The organism is Riemerella anatipestifer, assembly GCF_009932355.1.
Lineage (GTDB): Bacteria > Bacteroidota > Bacteroidia > Flavobacteriales > Weeksellaceae > Riemerella > Riemerella anatipestifer_E.
Genome location: NZ_LEKU01000001.1, coordinates 49,825 through 72,980 on the forward strand (window position 1 = coordinate 49,825; position 23,156 = coordinate 72,980).

Below are 23,156 nucleotides of genomic sequence, written 5' to 3' on the forward strand. Positions count from 1 at the left end.
AGGGGAGGTTAAGGCTAGTTTTTAGTTTGTGTTAGCTCTACGCTTCTTTTTGCCTTTGTTGTAAATTACTTCAACTATTTTTCCTCCTAACCAAGAGAATGGAAAGAATACTAGAAATATAGTTATCTTATAAAAAGTAGGGTGGTATGGGAAAATAATGATGTCTAGCATTGCTAGAAATAAAAGAATGAAGCCTATTAGAATAGCGTAAGCCACTTTGGCATATTTTACAACAATGGCTGTGGTTACACCACCTATGGTGGCAGCTAAACCAGAGGAGAAAAGCAGTGCAATAAAAAATCCGTTTTCATTTTTTACAGAATATAGTACCTTTTCCCATTGTTCAAAGGGAGAAAAAGTGCTATAATTTATCCACGAAGGATTCAGCCTAACTCCTAGTGTGATGATAAGCCCTGCGGCGGTTAGACCTAATAAAACTCCTATGGTATTTCTAACAAAGTCCATTTAAAATTGGTGTGCAATCATAGAAATTTCTATATTCACATCTTTAGGTAACCTACTTACCTGTACGGTTTCTCTAGCTGGAAGTTGTGCACTGTCTAGATAAGATGCATAAATATCATTAACGAGACTAAAATCATCCATATTTTTCAAGAAAATAGTAGACTTTACAACATTAGAGAAAGACATTCCTGCCTCTTTTAGTATGGCTTCTAAGTTTTTCATTACTTGATGAGCCTCATTCTCTATACCTGTAACCAATTCGCCATTGCTAGGATTGATGGGGATTTGTCCTGAGATATACAAAACACCATTTACCATATTAGCCTGTGAGTAAGGACCTATGGCAGCAGGAGCGTTATTGGTTGATATAATTGTTTTCATGATATTTATGATGTTTGGTCTTAGTTTAAATTTTGAGAGAGCAAATATAAAAGTTTTTTTCTTGGTGTTAAAAGAAGTGTTTAAAAAATTAAAAATCGCTCTGCTGAGGGAAGCTTCGTCCTCTGTATCTTACCGCGTCTCTTAATATATTGGCTTTGATGCCAATAAAGAAATCATATACCTTAAATCTTCCAAAAGGAACCCAGTTAAAGTTGATAGTAAAGCTCCTTTGGTCTCTAGAGAAACCTAGTCTTCCGTAGGCTAGTTCTTTACTGATTAAATCGTAATGAGTACTTCCGCTGATGGTCCAAAATGGCGTTAGTTTGATATTGCCATCTAGCCCTACAGATGCTACTCTAGTACCAAATCTTGTTTGAGTCTTTGAGTAGCTGTAATTGGCATTGATATTTAGAGTCCAAGGTTGTTCAAAATGAGCATAGTTATCATCATCAAAAGAATATTTCTCTTGCATTATACTGCCTTTGGTTTTATACTTTGGTTGGCTGTTTTTGTCTTTATTCTTAAATAATGCATCGCTTAAAGGGTAGGATAATTGAATGTTGAAATTTTGAAGATTAAAATACCCAAACTTATCCACTCGTTCTCCGATGTCGGAGTCAGAATTAAATACTATTTTGTAAGGGTCTAGTGAAAGGCTAGAGTTTACATTCAGTTTATTATCAAAGAATGAGTTTTGAGAGCTGATATTGAAAGCTGACCATTTGAACTTTTCAGCTGCAAAGTTGTACATCCCTGAAATACTGATGTTTTCAAATATTTTAATCTTTTTAACTCCAGTAGAATCGGTTTTAGACCGAACTTTCATTTCAATGTTATTATTGATGTTAAACCCAATAGTTTGAGATAGCCCACGGGAGGGAGCACCAAAAACACTTCCTTCAAATATAGAGTAGGAATTTATGGCACCATCTGCTCCGTAAAAATTTCGGTAATACCCCCAATTGGACTTGCCAAAATCAGGTGTATAAGAAAAGGTCACTCCAGGAGAAATCATATGTCTTATGGCTTGTATTCTTGCTCCTTTTCTAAAGTTGGCTTGTCCATAAATTACGGTCTGTAAAGTGGCGGAAGTGGAAAAAGTAGAGTATCCAGCAATATTATTTTTGTAGTTATTTACTGTAGTATTGCTAATAGGGTCGTAGCTTTTGTTTAGAGTTTTTGTTGTTAAAACATTATTGAAATTTGCTCCCAAAGAGAGAGTAAAATACTTCATTACAGAAGTGTTAGTAGTTAATGCTACAGGAACTCTAATGCCAGTTTGCATATTGCTCCACATATCTTTTGTGAAGGCTTGTTTTTGGGTGGTGTTTACGTAATTGTCTAGTGATAGACTTGTGTTTACATAAATATTTTCTAGAAGACCAGTTCTTACGCCTGTTTTAGGCTTGAATAGGTAGAATTGATTTACCATTACGTTAAGCTGAGGAAGTCTGATGTTAACATCTCCTGTAGCAAAATTTTGAGAGTAAGAAGCACTTCCTGTAATACTTATAGGTAAGGTAAGGAATCTTTTAGTGATACTAATAGCTGAGTTCTGTTGTGTTCTAAGAACATCTTGATTGAAGATATAATTGTTGTTGATTGTATTGTTATAAAAACGATTACTAACCATATCTACAGAGGCAGAAAAATTAAAAAACGGATTAGCCTTAGCATCTTGAGTATGTCTCCAAGTAATACGATATGTATTAGATTTGGAGTAGGTGCTAAGTCCTTTTATTCCACGAACAATGGTGCCTATATCGGCTGAAAAATTACCATTGTATTTATAATTTTTCTTATAGCCTAGTTCAGGGCGTATGTTCCAACTTCCTTTGGTGTAAAAATCTAAAAATACCTTTAAATCAAAATGTTCGCCTATAGGTTGGTAATAACCAAAGTTGTTCAAGAAAAACCCCACATCTTGCCTTTCTCCAAAACTTGGGATTAAGATACCTGCGGTTCTTTTGTCAGAAAAGGGGAGTATTGCAAATGGCATTACCAAAGGGGTAGGTACTTGCTCTATGTACATTTGTATAGGTCCTGTAATTACCCTTGAGGCGTTTTTTCCTTTAATCAATTTGATATTAGGTGCTGCTAAATGGTAGTCTGCAAGGCTGTCTTTTTTCTTTAAAAAATACTCATCGGTAGTGTAAACCCCATTTCGCATAAAGAAAACGGAGTCGTTTACTTTTTTTGTTTTTTGAGCTACAATAACGCCTTCCTGTTCTTCGGTTCTAGCATTGTAGGCAATAGCTCTCTTATTTTTAAAGTTGAATTTAACCTCGTTATATTCGTATTTTTTACCAGCTTGGGTAGAGGTGGCGGGGGTTATAATTTTTCCATTTTCATCTTGCTCTCCTCTCGCAAAAATATCTCCGTTCTCCCAATTTATGGATATGTAATCTGCTTCTATAGTCATATCCAAATATTGTACTTTAGCCTTTTTATTAAGGTAAGTCATTTTCTTTTGAACATCATTCCTTTGGTTTTCGGATTGCATTTTTACGGTACCCTCGAGGGATTCTTTACGAGGGGATAGGCTGTCCTTTTTTACAGATTTATCCTCAATATTTTTAGCGTTTATACGAGGGGTATTTTGTGCTAAAAAATTGTTAAAAATTAGGATAATTAAAATAAGTAAAGTATTTTTGGAGCTGTTTTTTGCCAATGCCTTATATTGAAAATTTGGCTTCAAAATTAGTAAAATTTATCAAAAATGAACACGATTAAATATATATTTCCTATAAAAAAATATTTAGCACTTTTTTTTAGTGTTTTATTCGTAACTATAACGGCTCAGAAAAAATTCACTATCGTTCTTGATGCTGGGCATGGTGGGAGTGACCACGGTGCTTACAGAAGTTATAGTGATTTGGGGACAGTAAGAGAAAAAGATGTTACTCTTTCAGTAGTATTGAAGTTAGGTGAAATGCTAGAAAAAAATAAAGATCTTAGAATAATTTATACAAGAAAAGAAGATATATATCCTAACTTAACTTCTAGAACCAATTTAGCTAACCGTTCTAAGGCTGATTTGTTTATTTCTATACATTGCAACGCTGCAAAAAGTAGTGCCTATGGTACAGAAACTTTTGTGCAAGGACCAGATCAAAATGCAGCTAATTTAGAGGTAGCGAAGTCTGAAAATGATGTTATTTTTCTAGATGAAGAAGATAAACAAACATTTGCTTCCTATGATCCTAAAACGCCAGAATCCTTGATAGCTCTTAAACTTCAACAGCAAAAATATTTGGAAAGAAGCCTTATTTTCGGAAGTTTTGTGGAGGATAACTTTGTAAATAAAGATAAAAGATTTTCTAGAGGAGTTAAACAGAAAAACCTTCATGTATTAAGATTGAATGCAATGCCTTCGGTACTTATAGAGATGGGTTTTATTAGTAATTATGATGAGGCAGCCTATTTATCTTCAGATTCTGGACAAAAAGCTATAGTTCAAAGTATATATAATGCAGTAGTAGCATATAAAAAGCTTCATGATAAGACAAGTGGAAGACCTAGTTTTAATGATGTACCAGAGAAACCTAAAGAGCAACCACTAAAAAATGATTTTAGAGTTCTGCTGATGAGCTCTGCTGATAAGTTTAATGATGGAGATCCTGCTTTGAAAGGGCTTAATTATGTTTTTACAATGAAGGAAGGTAATTTCTATAAATATTATTATGGGACTACGAATTATGCTTCTATAAAAGATGCTAATGTGAAAACAGCAAAAGATGCAGGCTTTAGAAATGCTGTGGCTATAGGTTTTGTACCTAATCAGAAGTTAGCACAAGGGTATTATACTTTAGAAGTGGCTGTTACAGACAAAAAATTAGGGAATGATTCTTATATACTTAAAACATTGAATAATGTTGAAAGAAACCGAAATGGTGGTAAATTTTACTATACCTATGGTAAATTCTCTACTTTGGAAGAAGCTATTTCTGAAATGAAATCTATTGAAAATAAAGGTGTTAAAAATATTGTTGTAGAAAAAGTTATAAAATAGTTGATAAAAATTTTGTAATTTCAAAAAAAGCTGTATTTTTGCAGTCCAAAATTGAAATGGCCTATTCGTCTAGTGGTTAGGACTCAAGATTTTCATTCTTGCAACAGGGGTTCGATTCCCCTATAGGCTACTAAATTTAATTTTTTTTAAAATAATTTTGGCAATTAAAAAAAAAAGCATATTTTTGCAACCAAGTTTTTAGAAAGTTATGGCAAATCATAAATCAGCACTTAAGAGAATAAGACAGAATGAAGTTAGAAGACTTCGTAATAGATACTATCACAAGACTACTAGAACTGCTGTGAAAGTATTAAGAAATGAAGAAGATAAAAAAGTTGCATCAGAGCAATTACCTAAGGTGATTTCTTTGATAGATAAGCTTGCTAAAAGAAACATTATTCACAAGAATAAAGCAGCTAATTTAAAGAGTAAGTTAACTAAGCATGTTAACAAGCTAGCTTAATAAAATTGTAGCGGCCCGTTCGTCTATCGGTTAGGACTCAAGATTTTCATTCTTGCAAGAGGGGTTCGATTCCCCTACGGGCTACTAAATAATCCGCAAATCAAACTGATTTGCGGATTATTTGTTTTTATATAAGTTTTTAAACTAAGTTATAATTTGTATTGCATTAAGTACAAATCAAATTCTTGTGACCAGTAATCTTTTATAATGCTTTCCAATACAAAACCATTCTTCTCATAAAACGGATAAACATATTGTGAAGTTCTCACTATAATTTTATAATCTTTATGCATTACTTTTATTATATCAATTCTGTATTCTAAAAGTTTTCTTCCTATACCTAAACCGTGGTATTGAGGGTTTATAAAATCCCAACTTATTTTTGCAATTTTAGAAGCATGTTCTAAGTTAATACCTCCTGAACCAACTATTTTACCCTTGTATTCTGCCACAAAGTAGTATTCAATTTTTTGTTCGAGATATATTTTGAAATCATTTAGTTCTTCCTCTGCAAAGAAATGAGGAATATTTAATTTTAAAATACTGAGAAGATTATCTTTGTCTCCTTCTTGATATTCTCTGATGATTAAGCTTTCCATTATTGATATCAATGCTATGAATTATGATGTTCAAATTTAGTAAATTTGCACTATGGATTTGGAACTTAATAGGCAAAATGCTCAACAGAAGCATAAAGAACATAAAAAAATCTTAGATAAACTTAAGAAAAAACCACCTAAAAATCTAGATTATCTTACCCAAGAAATTCACGATGAAGTGTTTGATGAGATAGACTGTCTGTCTTGTGCCAACTGTTGTAAAACTACAGGTCCTCTTTTTACAACACAAGATATAGAGCGAATTTCCAAATTTTTAAAACTAAAACCTACTCAGTTTGAAGAAAAATATCTAAGGATAGACGAAGATAATGATTGGGTATTACAGCAATTGCCTTGTCCGTTTTTGTTCTCTGATAATACTTGTATGATTTATGAAGTACGCCCCAAAGCCTGCCGAGAGTTTCCCCATACGGATAGAAAGAAGATTTACCAAATCAATCATCTTACAATTAAAAATATAGAAATCTGCCCCGCCGCTTTTAAATGGATTGAAAAAATGCGAGAAAAAATAGAGTGATTCTCATTTTGAGAAAAGTGTTTTTGTGATTAAATATTACTAAATTTTCTACCATTCCCTACTCCTTTTTGCAAATACTATGTTAGCGGAAGTTTTTTTAATTTGTTTTCCAATATTCTTGCAGTGCAATTTGAGCACAGTATTCTTGAAATTGCGCGGGTGTTTCCTGCTCATCTTTTTCAATATGAGTATATATTTCTTGCAACTTTTCAGGAAATTCAGAAAGAATTTTATCCGCCATTTTTTTCTTATTTTCTTTTGACATATAAGTTAATTCAATTGCTCTATCAATTCTTCCGGGTCTTGAAGAAATAAAAACTTGACTACCATCTTCTAACAATTTTGGCTGACCGATTGCTTCATCAATTTTTGAGATATCATTGGTGGTTATTATTGTAAATACACCGTCTGATTTGTCAACTCCGTCAATGCAATTGAGCAAAGTGTCAAATGTCAAAGGTGTTCTAATCTCGTTTGAATCACTTTCCCCGTGGCTGCTATTCCGTTATTAACTGAATTATTTTGAGTTGAGTAGCCACCTAAAAGAAATGATGCAGGATTTTGGGCAATGTTTTTTCTCTTATTAAAAACATTATCAATATCCTCAATTAGAGCAATACAAGGTCTATTCAATTGCATACTTTGCCAAGCTTTATTCAAATCATTATTTGACATTTGAGCAAGTGAAAAAAAATGAATAGGTAAATCTAAATCTTCAGCAAACGCTCTTGCAAGTGTAGTTTTTCCTGTTCCTGGAGGACCATACAAAAGCCATCCTCTCTTCCAAGGTATGCTTTTTTCTTTATACCAGTTTTCGCTTTTTACCCACAAGCTTATAATTTTAATTAATTCTTTAACATCATCTGGGAAAAACAAATTATCTAGAGCTTTACCATTACTTTTTATTTCTCTTCCTAACTCTTCTGATGTCACGCCTAATAATTTATAGTTATTTTGTCTGAACCAAGAATATCCGTTATAACCACCATAATGTCTATCATTTCCCGAGTTTTCTCGTTCTGGGAAATAATAAATATTAAATCGATTATTCTTTTCTTCTTGTTCATCTAAATTCCAGCTTATTTTATTACGAAAGTGTATAGCTCTTTCAACTATTTCCGATACATTTACTGTTCCTCTTATAGAAATTATATATGAAACTGTTTTGTCTGTATCATTATGAATATTATTTGAATTTTCACCATTCAGAAACGCCACACTATTTTTTGTAAATAAAAATGGAATTTTTATGAGATTGAAAAAATATTTTTTATTTGAAAAAAATATCATCAAATTATCACCATATTTCTCAAAAGGAACGTAACCATATTTTCCATTCCTAAAAGATTCATACTTTGCTCCGTAGACTTTGTCATAACTTGGAGCTTTTTTAAAATTTTTTATTAAATAACCAATTACTTCATTGTGTGTATCATCATTCTTTATTTCTGCTTTCTGAATAAATGTTGAAAGCAACATCCATAAAAATGTTTTTATTTTATCCCAAAAGCCAACAACAAATGCAACCAATGCACTTCCTTTAAGTAAATCCATATAAAATTAATTAAAAAAACAATAAATTTAGTATTTTATTAAGGACATAAGAGTGTTTCATGAAATTTACACTAACTATTAAATTAACGCAACATCTTTTGTGCTTTTTTCAATCCTTCTATAAAAATATCTATTTCTTCTAAGGTATTATAAACCGCAAAACTAGCTCTTACTGTACCAGCTATATCAAAAAACTTCATAATAGGCTGTGTACAATGGTGTCCCGTTCTTACGGCTATCCCCATTTTGTCCAAAATCATACCCACATCGGAAGCTATGCCTATACCATCAAGATTGAAAGAAATAGCACCAACTCTAGGCGCTTTTTCTGCATAGATATGTACGCCTTCCATTTGTTCTAGTTGGTTTTGAGCATATCGCATTAGTTGATTTTCGTGATTTTGTATATCGTTATGACCTATTGTCGTCATAAAATCCACGGCTGCTCCTAGTGCAATATTGCCTCCTACATTAGGCGTTCCCGCTTCAAACTTAAATGGAAGTTCGGTATAGGTGGTTTCTTCAAAGGAACAAGTTGCTATCATTTCTCCGCCGCCGTGAAATGGAGCTAGAGAGTTAAGAGCTTTTTCTTTGCCATAAAGGATACCCGTTCCCATAGGAGCGTACATTTTGTGTCCTGAAAACACGAAAAAATCACAGTCTAATTTTTGAACATCTATTTTAAAATGTGGCACTGATTGTGCTCCGTCTATCAATATTAAAGCGTCTGATAATCGTCTCGTTTTTGCTATAATTTCCTCTATTGGATTGATAACTCCCAAGGCATTAGATACTTGATTTACCGACACTAATTTTGTTTTTTCAGAGAGCCACTCGTCTAAAACTTCTATTTGCAGTATGCCATTTTCATCTATAGGAATTACCTTTAGTATTGCCTCTGTTCTTTGACACAGCATCTGCCAAGGCACAATGTTAGAATGGTGTTCTAGGTAGGAAATAATGATTTCATCACCCTGCTTGATATGAGGTGTAAGGGCGTAAGCAACTAGATTGATGGATTCCGTAGTTCCTCTAGTGAAAATAATCTCATAATCGTGCTTCGCATTGATGAAAGTTTGAACTTTTTTACGAGCGTCTTCCATAGCTTCGGTTGCTAATTGGCTCAAAGTATGTATGCCTCTATGCACATTGGCATTGATTTCTTTGTAATAATTTTCCCAAACCTGTAAAACAGAAATAGGCTTTTGCGAAGATGCTCCGTTATCTAAATAAACTAAATCTTTACCATTAACTTTTTGAGATAAAATAGGAAATTGACTTCTTATATATTTAATGTCTAGCATTTTAACTAATTTAGATTAAATTAAAGTTCAAAGGTAGTGAATTAAGTTTACAACAAAAAAGCCTTACCAAATTATTTAGGCAAGGCTTTTATGCAAAAATTGTTTATTTTAAATTTTAGATAAAAGTGTTCTAAAGTTCACTTTATCATCTATAATTTTTCTTAAGTCTTCCACAGATACTCTTTCTTGTTTCATTGTATCTCTTTCCCTAAGAGTTACTGTATTATCATTAAGTGAATCATGGTCTACAGTAATGCAGAAAGGTGTACCTATGGCATCTTGTCTTCTGTAACGCTTACCAATACTATCTTTTTCTTCAAATATAACATTAAAGTCATACTTTAACTCGTTGAAGATTTTTTCTGCAAATTCTGGTAGCCCGTCTTTTTTCACCAATGGCAAAATAGCCGCTTTTACAGGAGCTAAAGCTGGAGGTAAAGACAATACCGTTCTTGTAGAGCCATCTTCTAAAGCCTCCTCCTTAAGAGAGCTAGAGAACACCGCTAGGAACATTCTGTCTAATCCTACAGAAGTTTCCACCACATAAGGCACATAGCTTTCGCCTCTCTCTGGATCAAAATATTGTAGCTTTCTACCAGAGAATTTCTCGTGTGCAGTAAGGTCAAAGTCTGTTCTTGAGTGGATACCTTCTAGCTCTTTAAATCCGAATGGAAATTTAAATTCTATATCCGCTGCTGCATTGGCATAATGAGCTAGCTTTTCATGGTCGTGAAACTTATAATTTTCCGTACCTAATCCAAGTGCCAAATGCCAGTTAAGTCGTTTTTGTTTCCATTCTTCGTAGAATGACAACTCCGTTCCTGGGGCTACAAAAAATTGCATTTCCATTTGTTCAAACTCTCTCATACGGAAAATGAATTGTCTCGCTACAATTTCATTTCTAAACGCCTTTCCGATTTGAGCAATCCCAAAAGGTAGCTTATGTCTAGAAGTTTTCTGCACATTAGAGAAGTTTACGAAAATACCTTGTGCTGTCTCTGGTCTTAGGTAAAGCTCCATGGCGTTTTCTGCGGAAGCTCCTAGTTTAGTCCCAAACATTAGGTTAAACTGTCTTACTTCTGTCCAGTTTTTAGAGCCTGTATCAGGGTCTGCTATTTCTAGCTCTTCTATAAGGGCTTTTACATCTGCTAAATCATTATTATCAAGAGATTTAGCCATTCTAGTAAGAATGCTTTTCTGCCTTTCTCTATACTCTAAAACTCTAGGATTGGTATTTACAAATTGTTCCTCGTCAAAATCAGCACCAAATCTTTTTTGAGCTTTTGCTATTTCTTTCTGAGCCTTGTCTTCTAGTTTTGCACAATAGTCCTCTATAAGCACATCGGCTCTAAATCTTTTCTTGGAATCTTTGTTGTCTATCAAAGGGTCGTTGAAGGCGTCCACATGCCCAGAAGCTTTCCATGTAGTAGGATGCATTAGAATAGCAGAATCTAACCCAACGATGTTTTCATTAAGCTGAGTCATGGCTTTCCACCAATATTGCTTTATATTATTTTTTAGTTCGGCACCATTTTGCCCGTAATCATAAACAGCAGATAGTCCGTCGTATATTTCACTAGATGGAAAGATAAACCCATATTCTTTAGCGTGGGATACCACTTTCTTAAAATCGTCTTCTTGCTTAGCCATAATATTTAGAATATACCTGCAAAAATAACTTTTTTAATTTTAATTTTTGAGGTAAAATCAAATTCTATTTGATAAAAATGGATTGATATTTAAAAATGGAAAATAGATTTGGCAATATTCCAAGCAGATTCAAAATGGAGCATATTCTGCTTAATCTCTATTTTTTCTAAATTCATAAAGTTGAAAAGTTGTTCCGTAGGCATATTTCCTACGAGGTCATCTTTAGCCATTGGGCAACCGCCTATCCCTTTTATAGCCGAATCAAATCGTCTACAGCCCTTATCATACGCAGCCTTTAGTTTAATGTAAGAATCTTCGTATCTGTTATGAAAATGAGCACCAAAACTAATATCAGGGTGATTAGCAGGAATTTTATCAAATAAAAGTGCAATGCTTTCCGTAGTGGCTACCCCTGTGGTATCTGAAAGTAATATATTTTTTACTCCTATTTCCGAAAATCGGTTCGCCCAAAAAGCAACATCTTCCCATTTCCAATCTTCTCCGTATGGATTTCCAAATGCCATAGAAAAGTAGAGGTTAAGTGTTTTATTCTCAGTCTTTACCATTTCTAAAATGGTTTTTACCTGATTAAACGCTTCTTCTTGATCTTTATTGGTATTTCTAAATTGAAAGGTTTCGGATATAGAAAAAGGAAATCCCAAAATGTCTACATTGGCATGAGAAAGTGCCTTTTCTGCCCCTGTTATGTTAGCTACAATAACGGATAGTTTGGTGTTTGATAAAGACTTATCTATATTATCCAGTACTTCCCCAGAGTCCGCCATCTGCGGAATGGCTTTAGGAGAAACAAAGCTACCACAGTCCAACACATCAAACCCTACCTCCATTAAACTATTAAGGTAATTGATTTTTGTATCTGTTGGAATAAACTCACTCCAACCTTGCATTGCATCTCGTGAACATTCTGTTAGAAACATAATTTTGGTTTAGGAGATAAACTCTAGTTTCCAAATATAATAAAAACTTTTTAAAAGTAAATTTTATTTTAATATTTTGATAATCATTTATTTATTATATTTTAGAGTTGGGTTGACTTTCAAGATTACAATGTAATTTTGAAGATATATAATGGTTTTTGTCTGATAATATTTACCTTTGTGTATTATGTTTGAAGATTTTAAACCCACACTAAAAATCCTATTAAGATTTTTATTAGTTTATTTAGCCTTGCTGGGAATTTATCAGTTTTATTTGAACACTCAAGAAGGTTTAGATGGCTTGTCAGTACATGTGGCCAACCAATGTACTTTGATACAGAATAACATAGGTTATCCTTCGCAAGCCATACCTCAACCAGAGCATAATACTTTGTGGTATTATGTAGGTGGAGAGTATGTGTCTAGAATGGTAGAAGGTTGTAATGCTGTATCTGTAATAATACTTTTTATAGCATTTATTTTTGCGTTTTATAGAGGTTTTAAGACTTTTATTTTTGTTTTTTCAGGAGTTATATTTCTGTATATCATAAATATACTTAGGATTGTTGGAATAAATGTGGTGCTACTTGAATATCCATCTTATGGTAAAGCTGCCCATGATTATATATTCCCTGCGATTATTTACGGAAGTGTGGTTGTATTATGGATAATTTGGATTAAATTTTTTGTACTGAAAGATGAAGTTCAAAGGTAATCTTGTATTTGTTATACTCGGTATTATTGGTTTGATAGGGGTTCGTTTTTTAGAAGAAACTCTATTTTATGACCCTTTTTTAATCTATTTCAAAACTATGGATGGAGCTAAAGTATTCCCTGTTTTTCAGTGGGGAAAACTTGTTTCAGGACATCTTTTTAGGCTGATACTTAATTTATTTTTTTCGCTAATCATTGTTTATTTTCTTTTTAAAGATAAAACAAAGACAATGTTAGCTTGTGTTTTAATGTTATTAGTTTTTTTAATTACTTTTCCTATCTATCTCTATCTAGTTTATACGGAATTTGACTCAGGATTGCTTTTAGCTTTTTATGTTCGTAGATTTGTTATTCAACCTATAATTTTATTGCTCATCATTCCAATGTTTTATTATATGGATGTGAAGAACAAGAATTAAATTACAAAACAAAAAGGCTTATCTAATTTATTACAGATAAGCCTTTTTTTATAATTTATAAACTATTCTACATTTTCTACTCGTGTAATTTCAGGAACCTTTTCTTTAACTGTATTTTCTACGCCTAGCTTCATTGTAGAGAAACTTACAGGACACCCAGAGCAGTTACCTAGTAATTTCACATAGACTACAGTGTCTTCTATTTTGATGAGCTCTATATCTCCACCATCTTTGTTAAGAAAAGGGCGAATGCTTTCTAGTGCATTTTCTACTCTTACTTCTAGACTATTATTTTCCATCTTTATTTTAATTCTTTAAATATAATATGGTAATTATTTTTTTGGAGAACACCCTGCCATCGTAGTTATTTTAACGGCTTCTGTAGGAGGTAGATTTTTATTTCTTTCCACTAAGCTCTCTACCATTTTCTGAGTGGTTTCTGTATAGATTTCTGCAATTTTAGAACCATCTTGCAAAGCTGCTGGTCTTCCTATATCACCAGCTTCTCTTATACTTTGGATAAGAGGAATTTCGCCCAGTACAGGTATGCCCAAATCTTCCGCCATATATTGTGCTCCTTGTTTACCAAAGATATAATACTTATTATCAGGCAATTCTTCTGGTGTGAAATAAGCCATATTCTCTATTAAACCTAAAACTGGAATATTGATACTTTCCATTTGGAACATTGCAATACCTTTCTTAACATCTGCAAGAGCAATATGTTGTGGGGTGCTTACAATAACAGCTCCTGTTACAGGTACTTCTTGTATGATAGAAAGATGAATATCACCCGTTCCTGGAGGTAGGTCTATCAATAAGAAATCTAGTTCACCCCAAGCAGCATCTCTTAGCATTTGGTTGAGAGCTTTTGCAGCCATAGGACCTCTCCATACTACCGCTTGATTAGCTCCAGAAAAATAACCGATAGATAGCATTTTAACCCCATAATTTTCAATCGGTTTCATTAGATTTCTGCCATTTTCTTCAACAGAAATAGGTTTTTGCCCTTCGGTATCAAACATGGTAGGTACAGACGGGCCATAGATGTCTGCATCTAGTAAACCTACTTTAAAGCCCATTTTAACCAAAGATATCGCAAGGTTAGCAGCTACCGTAGATTTTCCTACACCACCTTTACCAGAGGCAATAGCGATGATGTTTTTTATGCCTGGGATTTCTTTCCCTTTAATTTGATTAAGCTGAGCTTCAGATGGTTCAGGAGAAACGATTTTCAACTTTAAAACGACCTCTTCCCCAAACTCAGATGCAAAAGCCTGTTTCATTGCTGCTTCTAGCTTTTTTTTCTCATGCATTGCTGGAGAATGTGCCGTCAAATCAATGTAGACATCATTACCCATAACTTGGACGTTATTCACCAAGTCATCTACCTCAACCTCTTTTAAAAAAGCTAAAACTCTATCTTTTTTTATCATTATTTTCTTTTTAGAAATACAAATTTAAGGATTTATTTTTTGTAAGTGTTTTTCTTTTTATATGTTTTCTGTAGGTGCTTCTAGTTGTCCTTCCCATTTAGAAACAGCGGAAGTTGCTAGTGCGTTGCCTAGTACATTGGTCATACTTCTTCCCATATCACAAAAATGGTCTATTGGTAATATGAGAGCGATGCCTTCTGGTGGAATTCCAAACATAGAACAGGTAGCTACAATAATTACTAAACTAGCTCGAGGCACACCTGCAATCCCTTTGGAAGTAAGCATAAGAACCAAAAGCATCGTGATTTGTTGCCCAATAGACATATCTACCCCGTAAATTTGAGCAATAAAGATAGACGCAAAGGTCATATACATCATGCTCCCATCCAAATTAAACGAATATCCTAAAGGTAGTATAAAGGAGACTATTCTATTATTAGCCCCGAACTTTTCTAGTTCTTCCACAAGCTTCGGAAAAACAGCTTCAGAGCTTGTCGTTGAAAATGCAATAAGTAATGGCTCTTTAATTCTTTTTAATAAATCAAACAATCTGTTCCCAAGTATTAAATAACCAACGGCACACAGAACTAACCAAAGGATACCCAATGCAAAGAAAAAGTCTCTTAAGTAAACAGCGTAAACCATAAATATCTCAAAACCATTAGTGGCAACAACTGCAGCAATAGCACCCAGTACTCCCAATGGAGCTACCCACATAATATACCCTACCATTTTAAGAATAGCATGAGCGCAAATATCAAAAACCTTTATAATTGGTTTAGAATGAGCTTCTCCTAACTGAGAAAGAGCCACTCCAAACATTATTGAAAATACTACGATTTGCAGTACTTCATTAGTGGCAAAAGCTTCAAATAAACTTTTAGGAATAATATGCTTTACAAAATCTTCTAGTGAGAAGCCTTTACTGTTATTTACGATTTCTGCCGCCGCACTTGCATCTTGTACTGGGAGTTGTGTTACTTTACCTGGTTCTAGCCAATTTACAAATACAAGCCCTATCATTAGAGAAACTAAAGAAGCCGTTAAAAACCACAGCATTGCTTTAGTACCTACTCTGCCTATCATTTTTATATCGCTCATTTTGGCAATACCCACCACCAAAGTGGTGAATACAAGCGGAGCAATAATCATTTGAACAAGTCTGATAAAAATGGTCCCTAGCAATTTTATGTTTTTGGAAAAGCCTTCTGCACTATCTTGATATTGCAAATGAACAAATCCGCCTAATCCTATTCCTATAATAAGTCCTAGTAATATTGCTATAAAAAGTTTGTTTTGTCCTTTCATCTGTGAAGATTTTTAGGTTAAAATGCAAATATAAACTTTTTTGAAGACTTAAAAATAATCTCTATTTTATGGCAAGGTTTTTGATAGTTATAAATGTTGAATAAATTATATATAGATGAAAAAGTCTTTACATTTAACTCTAAAACTATTCTTAGTATTATTTTTTGGAGCTGTTAATGCACAAAGTTGGATTACATGGGATATTTTGGGGAGTGGTTCTACAACGCTACCACCTGCAGGTACAGAAGGGACCCCTACTGCAACGGCTAGTGCTTCCAATAACCCTATAACAGGAGCAGTAAATGTAGGCGTTACGAGAGGTGCTGTCTATGGTAGATCTAATATTTTTTCTGCCAACTCAGGGTTAATACAACCTTCGGGAGGGTTAGTAAATAACTTCAATGGGGCTAATATTGCTACTCAGGTTCTTAAAATAGAAAGCTCTGCTTACAATAATGATTTAAACTCTGTGACCTTCAATTTCGCAAATGCAGTTATGATAGACGAATTGGTAATTACAGATGCTGATAAATCTACTGTAACGGGAGTGTTGTGGGACGATGATTTTTCTTTATCTATGGATGGTGGAGCTACTTTTAGCAGTGTGGCTTTTGGAGTTTCTAATGGAGGAAATGTTGCAGGAGGATATGCAGGAGCCACAATTACAACTTCCTCTTATTCTTCAGGTACTTATCGTGGCTCAGATGGTAAAGGTACAGAGTGGATTAGCTGGAAAAAATCGTCTGCTCCTACTAAGACATTAACAATTAATTATACACCACCTAATGATGCTCCAGCTAATAGAACTGCAGTGATATATGTAGCAATTAAAGTATCTTGTGTGGTTCCTCCTACACCTGTGGTTTCAGTAACGCCTGCTACTTATTATAATAACGGTAGTGCAACGATATCTAATTACGATTCTAGTTATAGCTATACTTTTTCTCCAAGTGGTCCTACAGTAGGAGCGGGAGGAGTTATTTCAAATATTTCTTACGAAACAACTTATACTGTGGTTGCTAGTAAGGGTGTATGTAACTCTAGTTCTAGCCAATCTTTTACAGTTCCAGGGGTAGATACAGATGGTGATGGTGTTGCTGATGTTATAGATTTAGATGCTGATAATGATGGTATTCCTGATTCTCTTGAAAAAACTTTTTGTAATTTACCCAATAACCCTACTAGTAGTGCTACTGGGAAAGGTTTATACAAAGGGCAGTTAGTGTTTTTTAATTGGTCTGGCACTACATTAGATAGTACTACTGGTACTATAAGCAGATCTACTACTTTAAATGGTGTAACTTATACTGCAACTATTTCAGGATTTACAGGGAATGCTTCTTTTGTTGGTAACGATATAAATACATGGGCAGGTTCAGGTATAAAAGATTTGTATAATTTAGATGGTAGTAATTTTCAAGAAGGGTTATATTCTAAAGGAGATAATGCGAATCCTCCTAATAGAAATGCATCTTTTAATATAACATTTACCAGTTCAGATCCTAGGATAAAATTTCAAATCATTCCTATGGATATAGAGGCTACCTATTTGGGAAGTGAAAAAATTACTTTTGTAACAAACGGTACACCATTTACTTTTTTAGAAGACAATGGGCTTGCTTATACAATAACAGGTGCGGGTACAAACACATTGGTGTATACAGATACACAAAAGCAGAACAATACAGGTTCTGCTAATGGTAATGCATTATTTACTACAGAAGCAACTATGCTAAATGTTACATTAGAATGGATGAATAATGCAAAGGGAGGACAAGGAGTTGCTTTTGCAATTAGACCTTATTGTGATATAGATGGTGATGGTTTACCAAATTATTTAGATTTAGATTCAGATGGAGATGGTTGTCCAGATGCAGTAGAAGGTTCAGATAATGTGAATATGACTCATCTAGCAGCAGCAGATATGACAACACCTTTTTTTGCTAGAAAATGGTCTATCATAGCCAACGCGAAAGGAAATGTATCTACTACGGGGACAGATATTGTATCAAAACTAAGCTCAGCTTTTGGTGTGCCTGAAATAGTAAATACAGCTGTCAATAATACTTCTGGAACACAGGGTGTAGCTCATGTAGATGCTCTTTCGGTAGGGCAAGATGTTAATAATAATGCGCCTTATGATGTATCAAATAATGATAGATGCTTTTGTACTTTAAAGAATACTACAACAGTATTAAACCCATTAGATACTAAAGTAGGTATAACTGCTTTAGGAAGATCAGGTAATATAGATGCAGATAATTGGCCTATGTCTAGAAAAGGAGGGCATATTGCACTAGAAGCAAATACCAAAGGCTTTACAATTACAAGAATGAGTACAACTGAAATACAAGCAATAGTAAATCCTGTTATAGGTATGATGGTGTACGATACAACCGAAAACTGCCTAAAAGCCTATGTGGAAACACAATCATCACCTAGTGTTATCAGAGCTTGGAAATGTATGAACAAGCAAGGATGCCCTCAAGGAGAAGCCTTTAATAAATAGAGAAATATAAATATGAAAAAGATAATATATATGATAGCTGTTGTTTCAAGCTTTTGCTTGAAGGCACAGGTTAATATAGGCACAGGAAATTTAAATACAGGCTCTACAACAGCATCAGTATTGTTAGAGTTTAATAATTCGGAAAAGAAAGGAATTATATTACCGTGGGTTAATGCTGTATCGGAGGCTAATTTAACAGACAATACATTTTCGCCAAATGGAACTTTTGTTTTAGATAGGAGTGATAAAGCTGTAAAAGTTAAGGTTAGCAATAGTTGGCAAAATTTGAGTTATTTAGCAGATAATACCAACACAATACCTGTTAATACCAATACTGGTAGGGTAGAGAATTCGGGAGCTCAGGTTGTTATGGGAGCTGCTTCTAGTACAGCTAAAGGAATATTAGTTTTAGAAAGTACTACTAAAGCATTGGTATTACCAAAGTTTAGAGATGTACAGAAGAGCATCACAAATCCAGCTCCTGGTATGATGGCTTTTGATGATACACCAGGTAAAGAACAACTTTGTGTATATAATGGTACAGAATGGAGTTTTTGGACTTGGAAATAGTCAATCATGATGGTAAATAAAAAAGCAGTCCAAATTTTTGGACTGCTTTCTTTTTCTATAAAAATGGGAAATTTATGCTTTAAGGTATCTTGTGTAAGCGTAACCTTCTTCACCATCTTTAGTTTTTACTTTCCACCAATCGTTGGAAGTCATCTCTACTAAAGTTACAGCTTCTCCTTTTGCTGCTTTACCTACAACTTCAGCTTCTGTAGAAGGTTCTTTGCGAAGGTTAAGGTTAGAGCTTTCTGTGATTACAGTAAGGCTAGCCCCTACTTCTAGACCTTTTACTTGAACATCAATATTGATATCTGATGCTGTGAAACTTGGGTCAATAGCACCAAGGGCATTCCATACTAAATCTTTAGTTGCTGTAGATTGTGTACTACCACTAATGTATAGAATTCCGTCTTGCTCTTTTACAGATAAGTCTTGTACTCCTGCGTTTTGTGCAGCAGCTACTACACTTGAATATTTATCAGTTAATGACATGGTATTTTAATTATTTTACGGTAAGTTGGTTATTGTATTTTCCTATTTTAAGAGCATCTACAGACTCTTTTATCTTTCTAGCATCTGAAGAAGATACATTTCCTGTTAGTGTAAGTTCACCATTTACATCTTCTACTTTTACGCTAGGGAAATCTTTAATAGCATCTTTTACTTTTTGTAAAACTACTGCATCTACTTGATTTACTGCTACTGCAGGCTCTGGCGTTGCTATGGTGGTCATATCATGAACATCTTTAATGCCAGGTATCGCTTTTAAAGACGCTATCATTTGGTCTTTTTCTGCTTGACTAGCAAATACACCACTTAAATGAGCTTGCCCATCTTTTACCTCAACTGAAGCCTGAGGGTTTGCTTTAACTACTTCTGTAGCTTTGGTAGAAAGTTCTGCGTCGTTAGGCTTTTTCTTGCACGAAACTGCCGTAAAAGACACTAAAATAGCTAATGCTGCTGTTTGAAAAATTTTTTTCATAAATTTTTAATGATTTTTAAAGTTTGTAAATTATAACAAATTTATACTTAGTTTTGCAAGTGTTATGCCAAAACGAAGATATAACTCCAAAGTTAGAAAAAAAAATAACATAAGCAAGAGAAACAAAAAAAAGATTTACAGGTGGATATTACTACTTGTAATGTCTGTAGCCCTTATTGGTACAGGTATTTATATCAAAAATAAAGTCTTTTTCTATTATGCTATGTATTTTAAAAAGCATCAACATAAAAAACTAGAGAATTCCATTACAGAAACTAAACGAATAAACACCATCATTACTGAGTATCAGGATAAGGTATTTGGTATGGATATATCTCATTATCAAAGAAAAGAAGATATAGAGTGGGATAGCTTAAGTATTGCAAATGATGCTATAAATATTGATTTTATTGTGTTAAGAGCTACCATGGGAAATGCTTCTAAGGACAAACATTTTGAATACTTTTGGACTCAAGCAAAAAAATATAATTATACAAGAGGAGCTTATCATTTTTATCGCCCAGATGAGGATCCTATTTTACAAGCTAATAATTTTTTAGACCAAGTGAAGCTAGAAAAAGGAGATCTTCGCCCAGTGCTAGATATAGAAAAAATACCTAGAAGAAAATCTGTAAAACAGTATAAAGAAGACATAAAGACTTGGCTTAAAATAGTAGAAGAAGCCTACGGAACTAAACCTATTATCTACACCTATTATCATTTTTATAAAGACTATTTAAGAGGTGATTTTGAGGGTTATCCTCTATGGCTAGCTAATTACAATCATGTTTTAGTACCTTCGGAAGAAGATAATTGGTTGTTTTGGCAGTTTACAGAAAAAGGCATTGTAAAAGGCATCAATGTAAAAGTAGACCTCAATGTCTTCAATGGAAATTCTTGGGAGTTTGATAAAATGACATTAGATTAGATTCAATCAAAAAAAGGAAGGTAACTCCATAGAGTTATCTTCCTTTTTAATGAAAAACTATATTAGATTAGTGCGTTTTATTATAAGCTGATTCTTACACCTACATTTACAAATCTTGGCATACCTGGTCTGTATCCTGAAGGATTAAGTGAGGATAAATAGGTTTGGTTAAGTAGATTTTGAGCGTTAGCATAAACAGTTGCATTTCTGTTTACCTTGTAAGAAATAGAGGCGTCTAGTATGTTCATAGATGGAACTAGGTTCGCCTCTGGTATAGACCCTTGCCAAACCTTATTGCTAAAATCACCTCTGTATCTCCAGATAGCAGAAAGTCTAAAGTTTTTGATGTTAGCTCCTGCTTCTATACTTAATTGCTCTTTAGGAATAAATGGTAGAGCATCACCTTCTTTAATTGTTCCAAATACTTGAGATTGAAAATCTTTCTTAAAGGAAGAATCTATGTAAGTATAATTGACAGAAACAGGGAAATTAATTTCACTATCTTTTCCGCTGATAGTATATCTTAATTGTGCTTCTACACCTCTTATCAATACTTCTCCCGCATTGTATAAATCGCCTTGCCCTGTGTTGCCACCCATAACATTGGTATCTGCACCTAGTAGGTTAGAATAATCGTTGATGTAGCCTATCAATTCAGCGTCTACAAAGTTGTTATTAAATCTTGTTCCTAGTTCGTAGTTCCAGCTTCTTTCTTCTTTTTGTCCTTGTTGAATTCCTGGAGGCGAAAACCCTTTGTGAACACTACCGAATACTTTTAAACCATCATTTATTTTATAAAGTAAGGATAGCCCTGGTATCCAAGACTCTACTTTGTTAGTCGTAGTTTTTAAATCTTTACCCGTTCTATCTGCATCAGAACGCCCATAGTTTCTTTGTCTTAGAGTGATATTTTCATATCTTACCCCTGCAGTGGCAACAAGAGCTCCAAACTCTTGCTGATATTGAACATAAGATGCTGTAGCATTAGCATCTTCTATTCTATTATCTTGAGAGCCTGCACTTCCTCGTTTTTTTAGTGCTAAACCTTGTGATGTAGAAAGATATTCATCATCTGCTTGAAAACGGTCTTGGCTGTCGTAGTGGTATCTCGCTCCAAAGCGAACCATTCCCGTTTTTCCTAAATGATAATGCCCATTGAACTGAAGTCCTTGTGAAATATAGTCTCTATTATTATGTCTTATATAGATGGTATTATCTGCATTATAAGCTCCTTTTAAAGCTAACATTTCGTTAGAGTTATCAGCCATTTCTAAAGCGTTAGAAAGCCCTACTTTATTACCTCCAGCTTTAACATCATTCACTTTGTACCAATTTCTTGTAACCTCATTTCTATAAGCATCAAAATTTAAGTGAAGTTCTTTGCTAGGTTCTATTTGATAAGACAGTAAGTATTGTCGCTGATTGATTTCTATATTATCTAACTCTGATGATAAGTAACGCTGGTAAGCATTTTTACTGAAGTCCTCTTTAGAAATTCCCATATAGGTTTCGTTAGAGTTTTGTCTAGAAGCCTGAAGCTTAAACTGAAGTTTATTAGGAATAGCTGCATTAGAATTGTCATACAGCAACTTTATCATACCATCATTAAGTGTGAACCCCGTGTTTTTACCATTCGGAAGTTCTTTAAAACCATCTGAGTTATTGGTGAAATATTCTACTAAATATCCGAATTTGCCAATTTTATCTCCTACATGAGTATGCACTTTATAGGTGTTGAAATTACCGTAAGAAGCATTTAAAAAGCCTGAAAATTTATTAGGTACTTGAGTAGAAAGCATGTTCATACTCCCTCCGATGGTATTGGGACCATACATAATTTGTCCACTACTTTTAAGAATTTCTACGCCAGCCATTCTTCCCATGGTAGGGAAGTAGTAAGCCGCAGGTGCAACATAAGGGGCAGGTGCTGCTAAAACACCGTCTTCCATTAAATTGATAGACGAGCTTCTAAGCGAAGAAGCACCTCTAATAATAATGTTAGGACGCAACCCAAAACCTTCCTCTTCTACCACATGTATCCCTGTTTTACCCATAAGTACACGGTTAGCATCAGAGTAGTTATATTTCTGTAATTCTTTAGCACCAATGTAGATAAAAGAACTCGCTTTTTCGTTCTTATCTTTATTGGTGAAAATAGTTTGAGATTGAATAACAACCTCGTCTATATTTCTAGATTTTATAGAATCGGTTTCTTGTGCGAATGAAGCCGCCGAGACTAACATTATAAGAGGTAAAAGTTGTTTTTTCATTATACTTTATTTAGAATTGTTAAAAGTTTTGACAAAGGTATAATATCTGAGTAATTACACAAAATTTATTTAGGATAATTCTAAATAAAGAAAGTGTATTGTATTTAATTTATTGAAAA

Annotated in this window: 23 protein-coding genes and 2 tRNA genes; 10 read left to right on the forward strand and 15 right to left on the reverse strand. The window is 33.9% G+C overall.

Translation table 11 applies throughout. The features are described from left to right. Positions 1–21 precede the first annotated feature (21 nt). The 3 genes from GXW81_RS00300 to GXW81_RS00310 all read right to left on the reverse strand — a co-directional run bounded on the left by GXW81_RS00300 (position 22) and on the right by GXW81_RS00310 (position 3,544). Positions 22–465, reverse strand: a complete 444-nt coding sequence (locus GXW81_RS00300) for a hypothetical protein (RefSeq protein ID WP_161530725.1) — start codon at positions 463–465, stop codon at positions 22–24. Next, complete coding sequence (locus tag GXW81_RS00305; protein WP_161530726.1) at positions 466–846, reverse strand: RidA family protein; 381 nt, start codon at positions 844–846, stop codon at positions 466–468. An 88-nt stretch (positions 847–934) separates the two neighbouring features. Beyond that, entirely contained in the window at positions 935–3,544 is a 2,610-nt protein-coding gene (locus GXW81_RS00310; RefSeq protein WP_161530727.1) for a putative LPS assembly protein LptD, read from the reverse strand. Positions 3,545–3,565: 21 nt separating this feature from the next. Here GXW81_RS00310 and GXW81_RS00315 point away from each other — a divergent pair, with 21 nt between their 5' ends. From GXW81_RS00315 to GXW81_RS00330, 4 genes are all read left to right on the forward strand, one after another. Continuing rightward, positions 3,566–4,858 carry an N-acetylmuramoyl-L-alanine amidase gene (locus GXW81_RS00315; RefSeq protein WP_154137794.1) on the forward strand — a complete coding sequence of 431 codons (1,293 nt, stop codon included), beginning with the start codon at positions 3,566–3,568 and terminating at the stop codon, positions 4,856–4,858. Positions 4,859–4,916: 58 nt separating this feature from the next. Next, positions 4,917–4,988, forward strand: a tRNA-Glu gene (locus GXW81_RS00320). 78 nt (positions 4,989–5,066) lie between these two features. After that, a complete protein-coding gene (gene rpsT, locus GXW81_RS00325) occupies positions 5,067–5,321 on the forward strand; it encodes a 30S ribosomal protein S20 (protein ID WP_038693773.1) in 255 nt (84 codons plus the stop codon). A gap of 12 nt (positions 5,322–5,333) precedes the next feature. Then, positions 5,334–5,405 (forward strand) — tRNA-Glu (locus tag GXW81_RS00330). A gap of 65 nt (positions 5,406–5,470) precedes the next feature. Here the strand turns inward: GXW81_RS00330 and GXW81_RS00335 are convergent. After that, a complete protein-coding gene (locus GXW81_RS00335; RefSeq protein WP_161530728.1) occupies positions 5,471–5,920 on the reverse strand; it encodes a GNAT family N-acetyltransferase in 450 nt (149 codons plus the stop codon). 52 nt (positions 5,921–5,972) lie between these two features. Here GXW81_RS00335 and GXW81_RS00340 point away from each other — a divergent pair, with 52 nt between their 5' ends. Continuing rightward, positions 5,973–6,458, forward strand: coding sequence for a YkgJ family cysteine cluster protein (locus GXW81_RS00340; RefSeq protein WP_161530729.1), 486 nt, complete (start codon positions 5,973–5,975; stop codon positions 6,456–6,458). Positions 6,459–6,555: 97 nt separating this feature from the next. Here GXW81_RS00340 and GXW81_RS00345 read toward each other — a convergent pair whose 3' ends face one another. The 5 genes from GXW81_RS00345 to GXW81_RS00365 all read right to left on the reverse strand — a co-directional run bounded on the left by GXW81_RS00345 (position 6,556) and on the right by GXW81_RS00365 (position 11,904). Next, entirely contained in the window at positions 6,556–6,915 is a 360-nt protein-coding gene (locus tag GXW81_RS00345; RefSeq protein ID WP_161530730.1) for a hypothetical protein, read from the reverse strand. After that, positions 6,912–8,012, reverse strand: coding sequence for an AAA family ATPase (locus tag GXW81_RS00350; RefSeq protein ID WP_161530731.1), 1,101 nt, complete (start codon positions 8,010–8,012; stop codon positions 6,912–6,914). The genes GXW81_RS00345 and GXW81_RS00350 overlap by 4 nt, the downstream gene beginning before the upstream one ends. 83 nt (positions 8,013–8,095) lie before the next feature. After that, positions 8,096–9,316: an aminotransferase class V-fold PLP-dependent enzyme gene (locus GXW81_RS00355; protein WP_161530732.1), complete on the reverse strand. Its 1,221-nt coding sequence runs from the start codon at positions 9,314–9,316 to the stop codon at positions 8,096–8,098. Positions 9,317–9,424: 108 nt separating this feature from the next. Then, entirely contained in the window at positions 9,425–10,966 is a 1,542-nt protein-coding gene (locus tag GXW81_RS00360) for a glycine--tRNA ligase (protein ID WP_013447069.1), read from the reverse strand. Between the two features lie 89 nt (positions 10,967–11,055). After that, positions 11,056–11,904: a hydroxymethylglutaryl-CoA lyase gene (locus GXW81_RS00365; RefSeq protein ID WP_161530733.1), complete on the reverse strand. Its 849-nt coding sequence runs from the start codon at positions 11,902–11,904 to the stop codon at positions 11,056–11,058. 187 nt (positions 11,905–12,091) lie between these two features. Here GXW81_RS00365 and xrtF point away from each other — a divergent pair, with 187 nt between their 5' ends. Both xrtF and GXW81_RS00375 read left to right on the forward strand, forming a co-directional pair. After that, complete coding sequence (gene xrtF, locus GXW81_RS00370) at positions 12,092–12,619, forward strand: exosortase family protein XrtF (RefSeq protein ID WP_154137801.1); 528 nt, start codon at positions 12,092–12,094, stop codon at positions 12,617–12,619. Continuing rightward, on the forward strand, positions 12,603–13,037 hold the full coding sequence (locus tag GXW81_RS00375) for an exosortase F system-associated membrane protein (RefSeq protein ID WP_154137802.1): 435 nt from the start codon (positions 12,603–12,605) through the stop codon (positions 13,035–13,037). Before xrtF ends, GXW81_RS00375 begins: the two co-directional genes overlap by 17 nt. Positions 13,038–13,099: 62 nt before the next feature. On the opposite strand, the gene GXW81_RS00380 is transcribed toward GXW81_RS00375, so the two are convergent. The 3 genes from GXW81_RS00380 to GXW81_RS00390 are packed head-to-tail and all read right to left on the reverse strand — an operon-like array spanning position 13,100 to position 15,781. Beyond that, entirely contained in the window at positions 13,100–13,336 is a 237-nt protein-coding gene (locus tag GXW81_RS00380) for a NifU family protein (protein ID WP_004918179.1), read from the reverse strand. Between the two features lie 33 nt (positions 13,337–13,369). Continuing rightward, positions 13,370–14,473, reverse strand: coding sequence for an Mrp/NBP35 family ATP-binding protein (locus GXW81_RS00385; protein WP_161530734.1), 1,104 nt, complete (start codon positions 14,471–14,473; stop codon positions 13,370–13,372). A 57-nt stretch (positions 14,474–14,530) separates the two neighbouring features. Next, a complete protein-coding gene (locus GXW81_RS00390) occupies positions 14,531–15,781 on the reverse strand; it encodes a dicarboxylate/amino acid:cation symporter (protein ID WP_161530735.1) in 1,251 nt (416 codons plus the stop codon). 115 nt (positions 15,782–15,896) lie between these two features. Between GXW81_RS00390 and GXW81_RS10415 the strand changes: the two genes are divergently transcribed. Next, on the forward strand, positions 15,897–18,290 hold the full coding sequence (locus tag GXW81_RS10415) for a hypothetical protein (protein ID WP_260393509.1): 2,394 nt from the start codon (positions 15,897–15,899) through the stop codon (positions 18,288–18,290). A 12-nt stretch (positions 18,291–18,302) separates the two neighbouring features. Further along, positions 18,303–18,860 carry a hypothetical protein gene (locus tag GXW81_RS00400; protein ID WP_161530736.1) on the forward strand — a complete coding sequence of 186 codons (558 nt, stop codon included), beginning with the start codon at positions 18,303–18,305 and terminating at the stop codon, positions 18,858–18,860. Between the two features lie 72 nt (positions 18,861–18,932). Here the strand turns inward: GXW81_RS00400 and GXW81_RS00405 are convergent, their stop codons facing one another. Both GXW81_RS00405 and GXW81_RS00410 read right to left on the reverse strand, forming a co-directional pair. After that, entirely contained in the window at positions 18,933–19,349 is a 417-nt protein-coding gene (locus GXW81_RS00405; protein WP_004918173.1) for an SH3 domain-containing protein, read from the reverse strand. 10 nt (positions 19,350–19,359) lie between these two features. Further along, positions 19,360–19,839, reverse strand: coding sequence for a BON domain-containing protein (locus GXW81_RS00410; RefSeq protein ID WP_161530737.1), 480 nt, complete (start codon positions 19,837–19,839; stop codon positions 19,360–19,362). Positions 19,840–19,903: 64 nt separating this feature from the next. On the opposite strand from GXW81_RS00410, the gene GXW81_RS00415 reads away from it, so the two are divergent. Further along, positions 19,904–20,767 (forward strand): glycoside hydrolase family 25 protein, encoded by an 864-nt coding sequence (locus tag GXW81_RS00415; protein ID WP_409258617.1) that lies wholly within the window; start codon positions 19,904–19,906, stop codon positions 20,765–20,767. A gap of 80 nt (positions 20,768–20,847) precedes the next feature. On the opposite strand, the gene GXW81_RS00420 is transcribed toward GXW81_RS00415, so the two are convergent. Next, the gene (locus GXW81_RS00420) at positions 20,848–23,037 is read right to left on the reverse strand and encodes a TonB-dependent receptor domain-containing protein (RefSeq protein WP_161530739.1); all 2,190 of its coding nucleotides are present in this window, start codon (positions 23,035–23,037) and stop codon (positions 20,848–20,850) included. Positions 23,038–23,156 lie beyond the last annotated feature (119 nt).

Coding starts and splice junctions, on each gene's coding strand:
- GXW81_RS00300 (WP_161530725.1), bottom strand. CDS start 465: ATGGACTTTGTTAGAAATACCATAGGAGTTTTATTAGGTCTAACCGCC.
- GXW81_RS00305 (WP_161530726.1), bottom strand. CDS start 846: ATGAAAACAATTATATCAACCAATAACGCTCCTGCTGCCATAGGTCCT.
- GXW81_RS00315 (WP_154137794.1), top strand. CDS start 3,566: ATGAACACGATTAAATATATATTTCCTATAAAAAAATATTTAGCACTT.
- rpsT (WP_038693773.1), top strand. CDS start 5,067: ATGGCAAATCATAAATCAGCACTTAAGAGAATAAGACAGAATGAAGTT.
- GXW81_RS00335 (WP_161530728.1), bottom strand. CDS start 5,920: ATGGAAAGCTTAATCATCAGAGAATATCAAGAAGGAGACAAAGATAAT.
- GXW81_RS00340 (WP_161530729.1), top strand. CDS start 5,973: ATGGATTTGGAACTTAATAGGCAAAATGCTCAACAGAAGCATAAAGAA.
- GXW81_RS00350 (WP_161530731.1), bottom strand. CDS start 8,012: ATGGATTTACTTAAAGGAAGTGCATTGGTTGCATTTGTTGTTGGCTTT.
- GXW81_RS00355 (WP_161530732.1), bottom strand. CDS start 9,316: ATGCTAGACATTAAATATATAAGAAGTCAATTTCCTATTTTATCTCAA.
- GXW81_RS00360 (WP_013447069.1), bottom strand. CDS start 10,966: ATGGCTAAGCAAGAAGACGATTTTAAGAAAGTGGTATCCCACGCTAAA.
- GXW81_RS00365 (WP_161530733.1), bottom strand. CDS start 11,904: ATGTTTCTAACAGAATGTTCACGAGATGCAATGCAAGGTTGGAGTGAG.
- xrtF (WP_154137801.1), top strand. CDS start 12,092: ATGTTTGAAGATTTTAAACCCACACTAAAAATCCTATTAAGATTTTTA.
- GXW81_RS00375 (WP_154137802.1), top strand. CDS start 12,603: ATGAAGTTCAAAGGTAATCTTGTATTTGTTATACTCGGTATTATTGGT.
- GXW81_RS00380 (WP_004918179.1), bottom strand. CDS start 13,336: ATGGAAAATAATAGTCTAGAAGTAAGAGTAGAAAATGCACTAGAAAGC.
- GXW81_RS00385 (WP_161530734.1), bottom strand. CDS start 14,473: ATGATAAAAAAAGATAGAGTTTTAGCTTTTTTAAAAGAGGTTGAGGTA.
- GXW81_RS00390 (WP_161530735.1), bottom strand. CDS start 15,781: ATGAAAGGACAAAACAAACTTTTTATAGCAATATTACTAGGACTTATT.
- GXW81_RS10415 (WP_260393509.1), top strand. CDS start 15,897: ATGAAAAAGTCTTTACATTTAACTCTAAAACTATTCTTAGTATTATTT.
- GXW81_RS00400 (WP_161530736.1), top strand. CDS start 18,303: ATGAAAAAGATAATATATATGATAGCTGTTGTTTCAAGCTTTTGCTTG.
- GXW81_RS00405 (WP_004918173.1), bottom strand. CDS start 19,349: ATGTCATTAACTGATAAATATTCAAGTGTAGTAGCTGCTGCACAAAAC.
- GXW81_RS00410 (WP_161530737.1), bottom strand. CDS start 19,839: ATGAAAAAAATTTTTCAAACAGCAGCATTAGCTATTTTAGTGTCTTTT.
- GXW81_RS00415 (WP_409258617.1), top strand. CDS start 19,904: ATGCCAAAACGAAGATATAACTCCAAAGTTAGAAAAAAAAATAACATA.
- GXW81_RS00420 (WP_161530739.1), bottom strand. CDS start 23,037: ATGAAAAAACAACTTTTACCTCTTATAATGTTAGTCTCGGCGGCTTCA.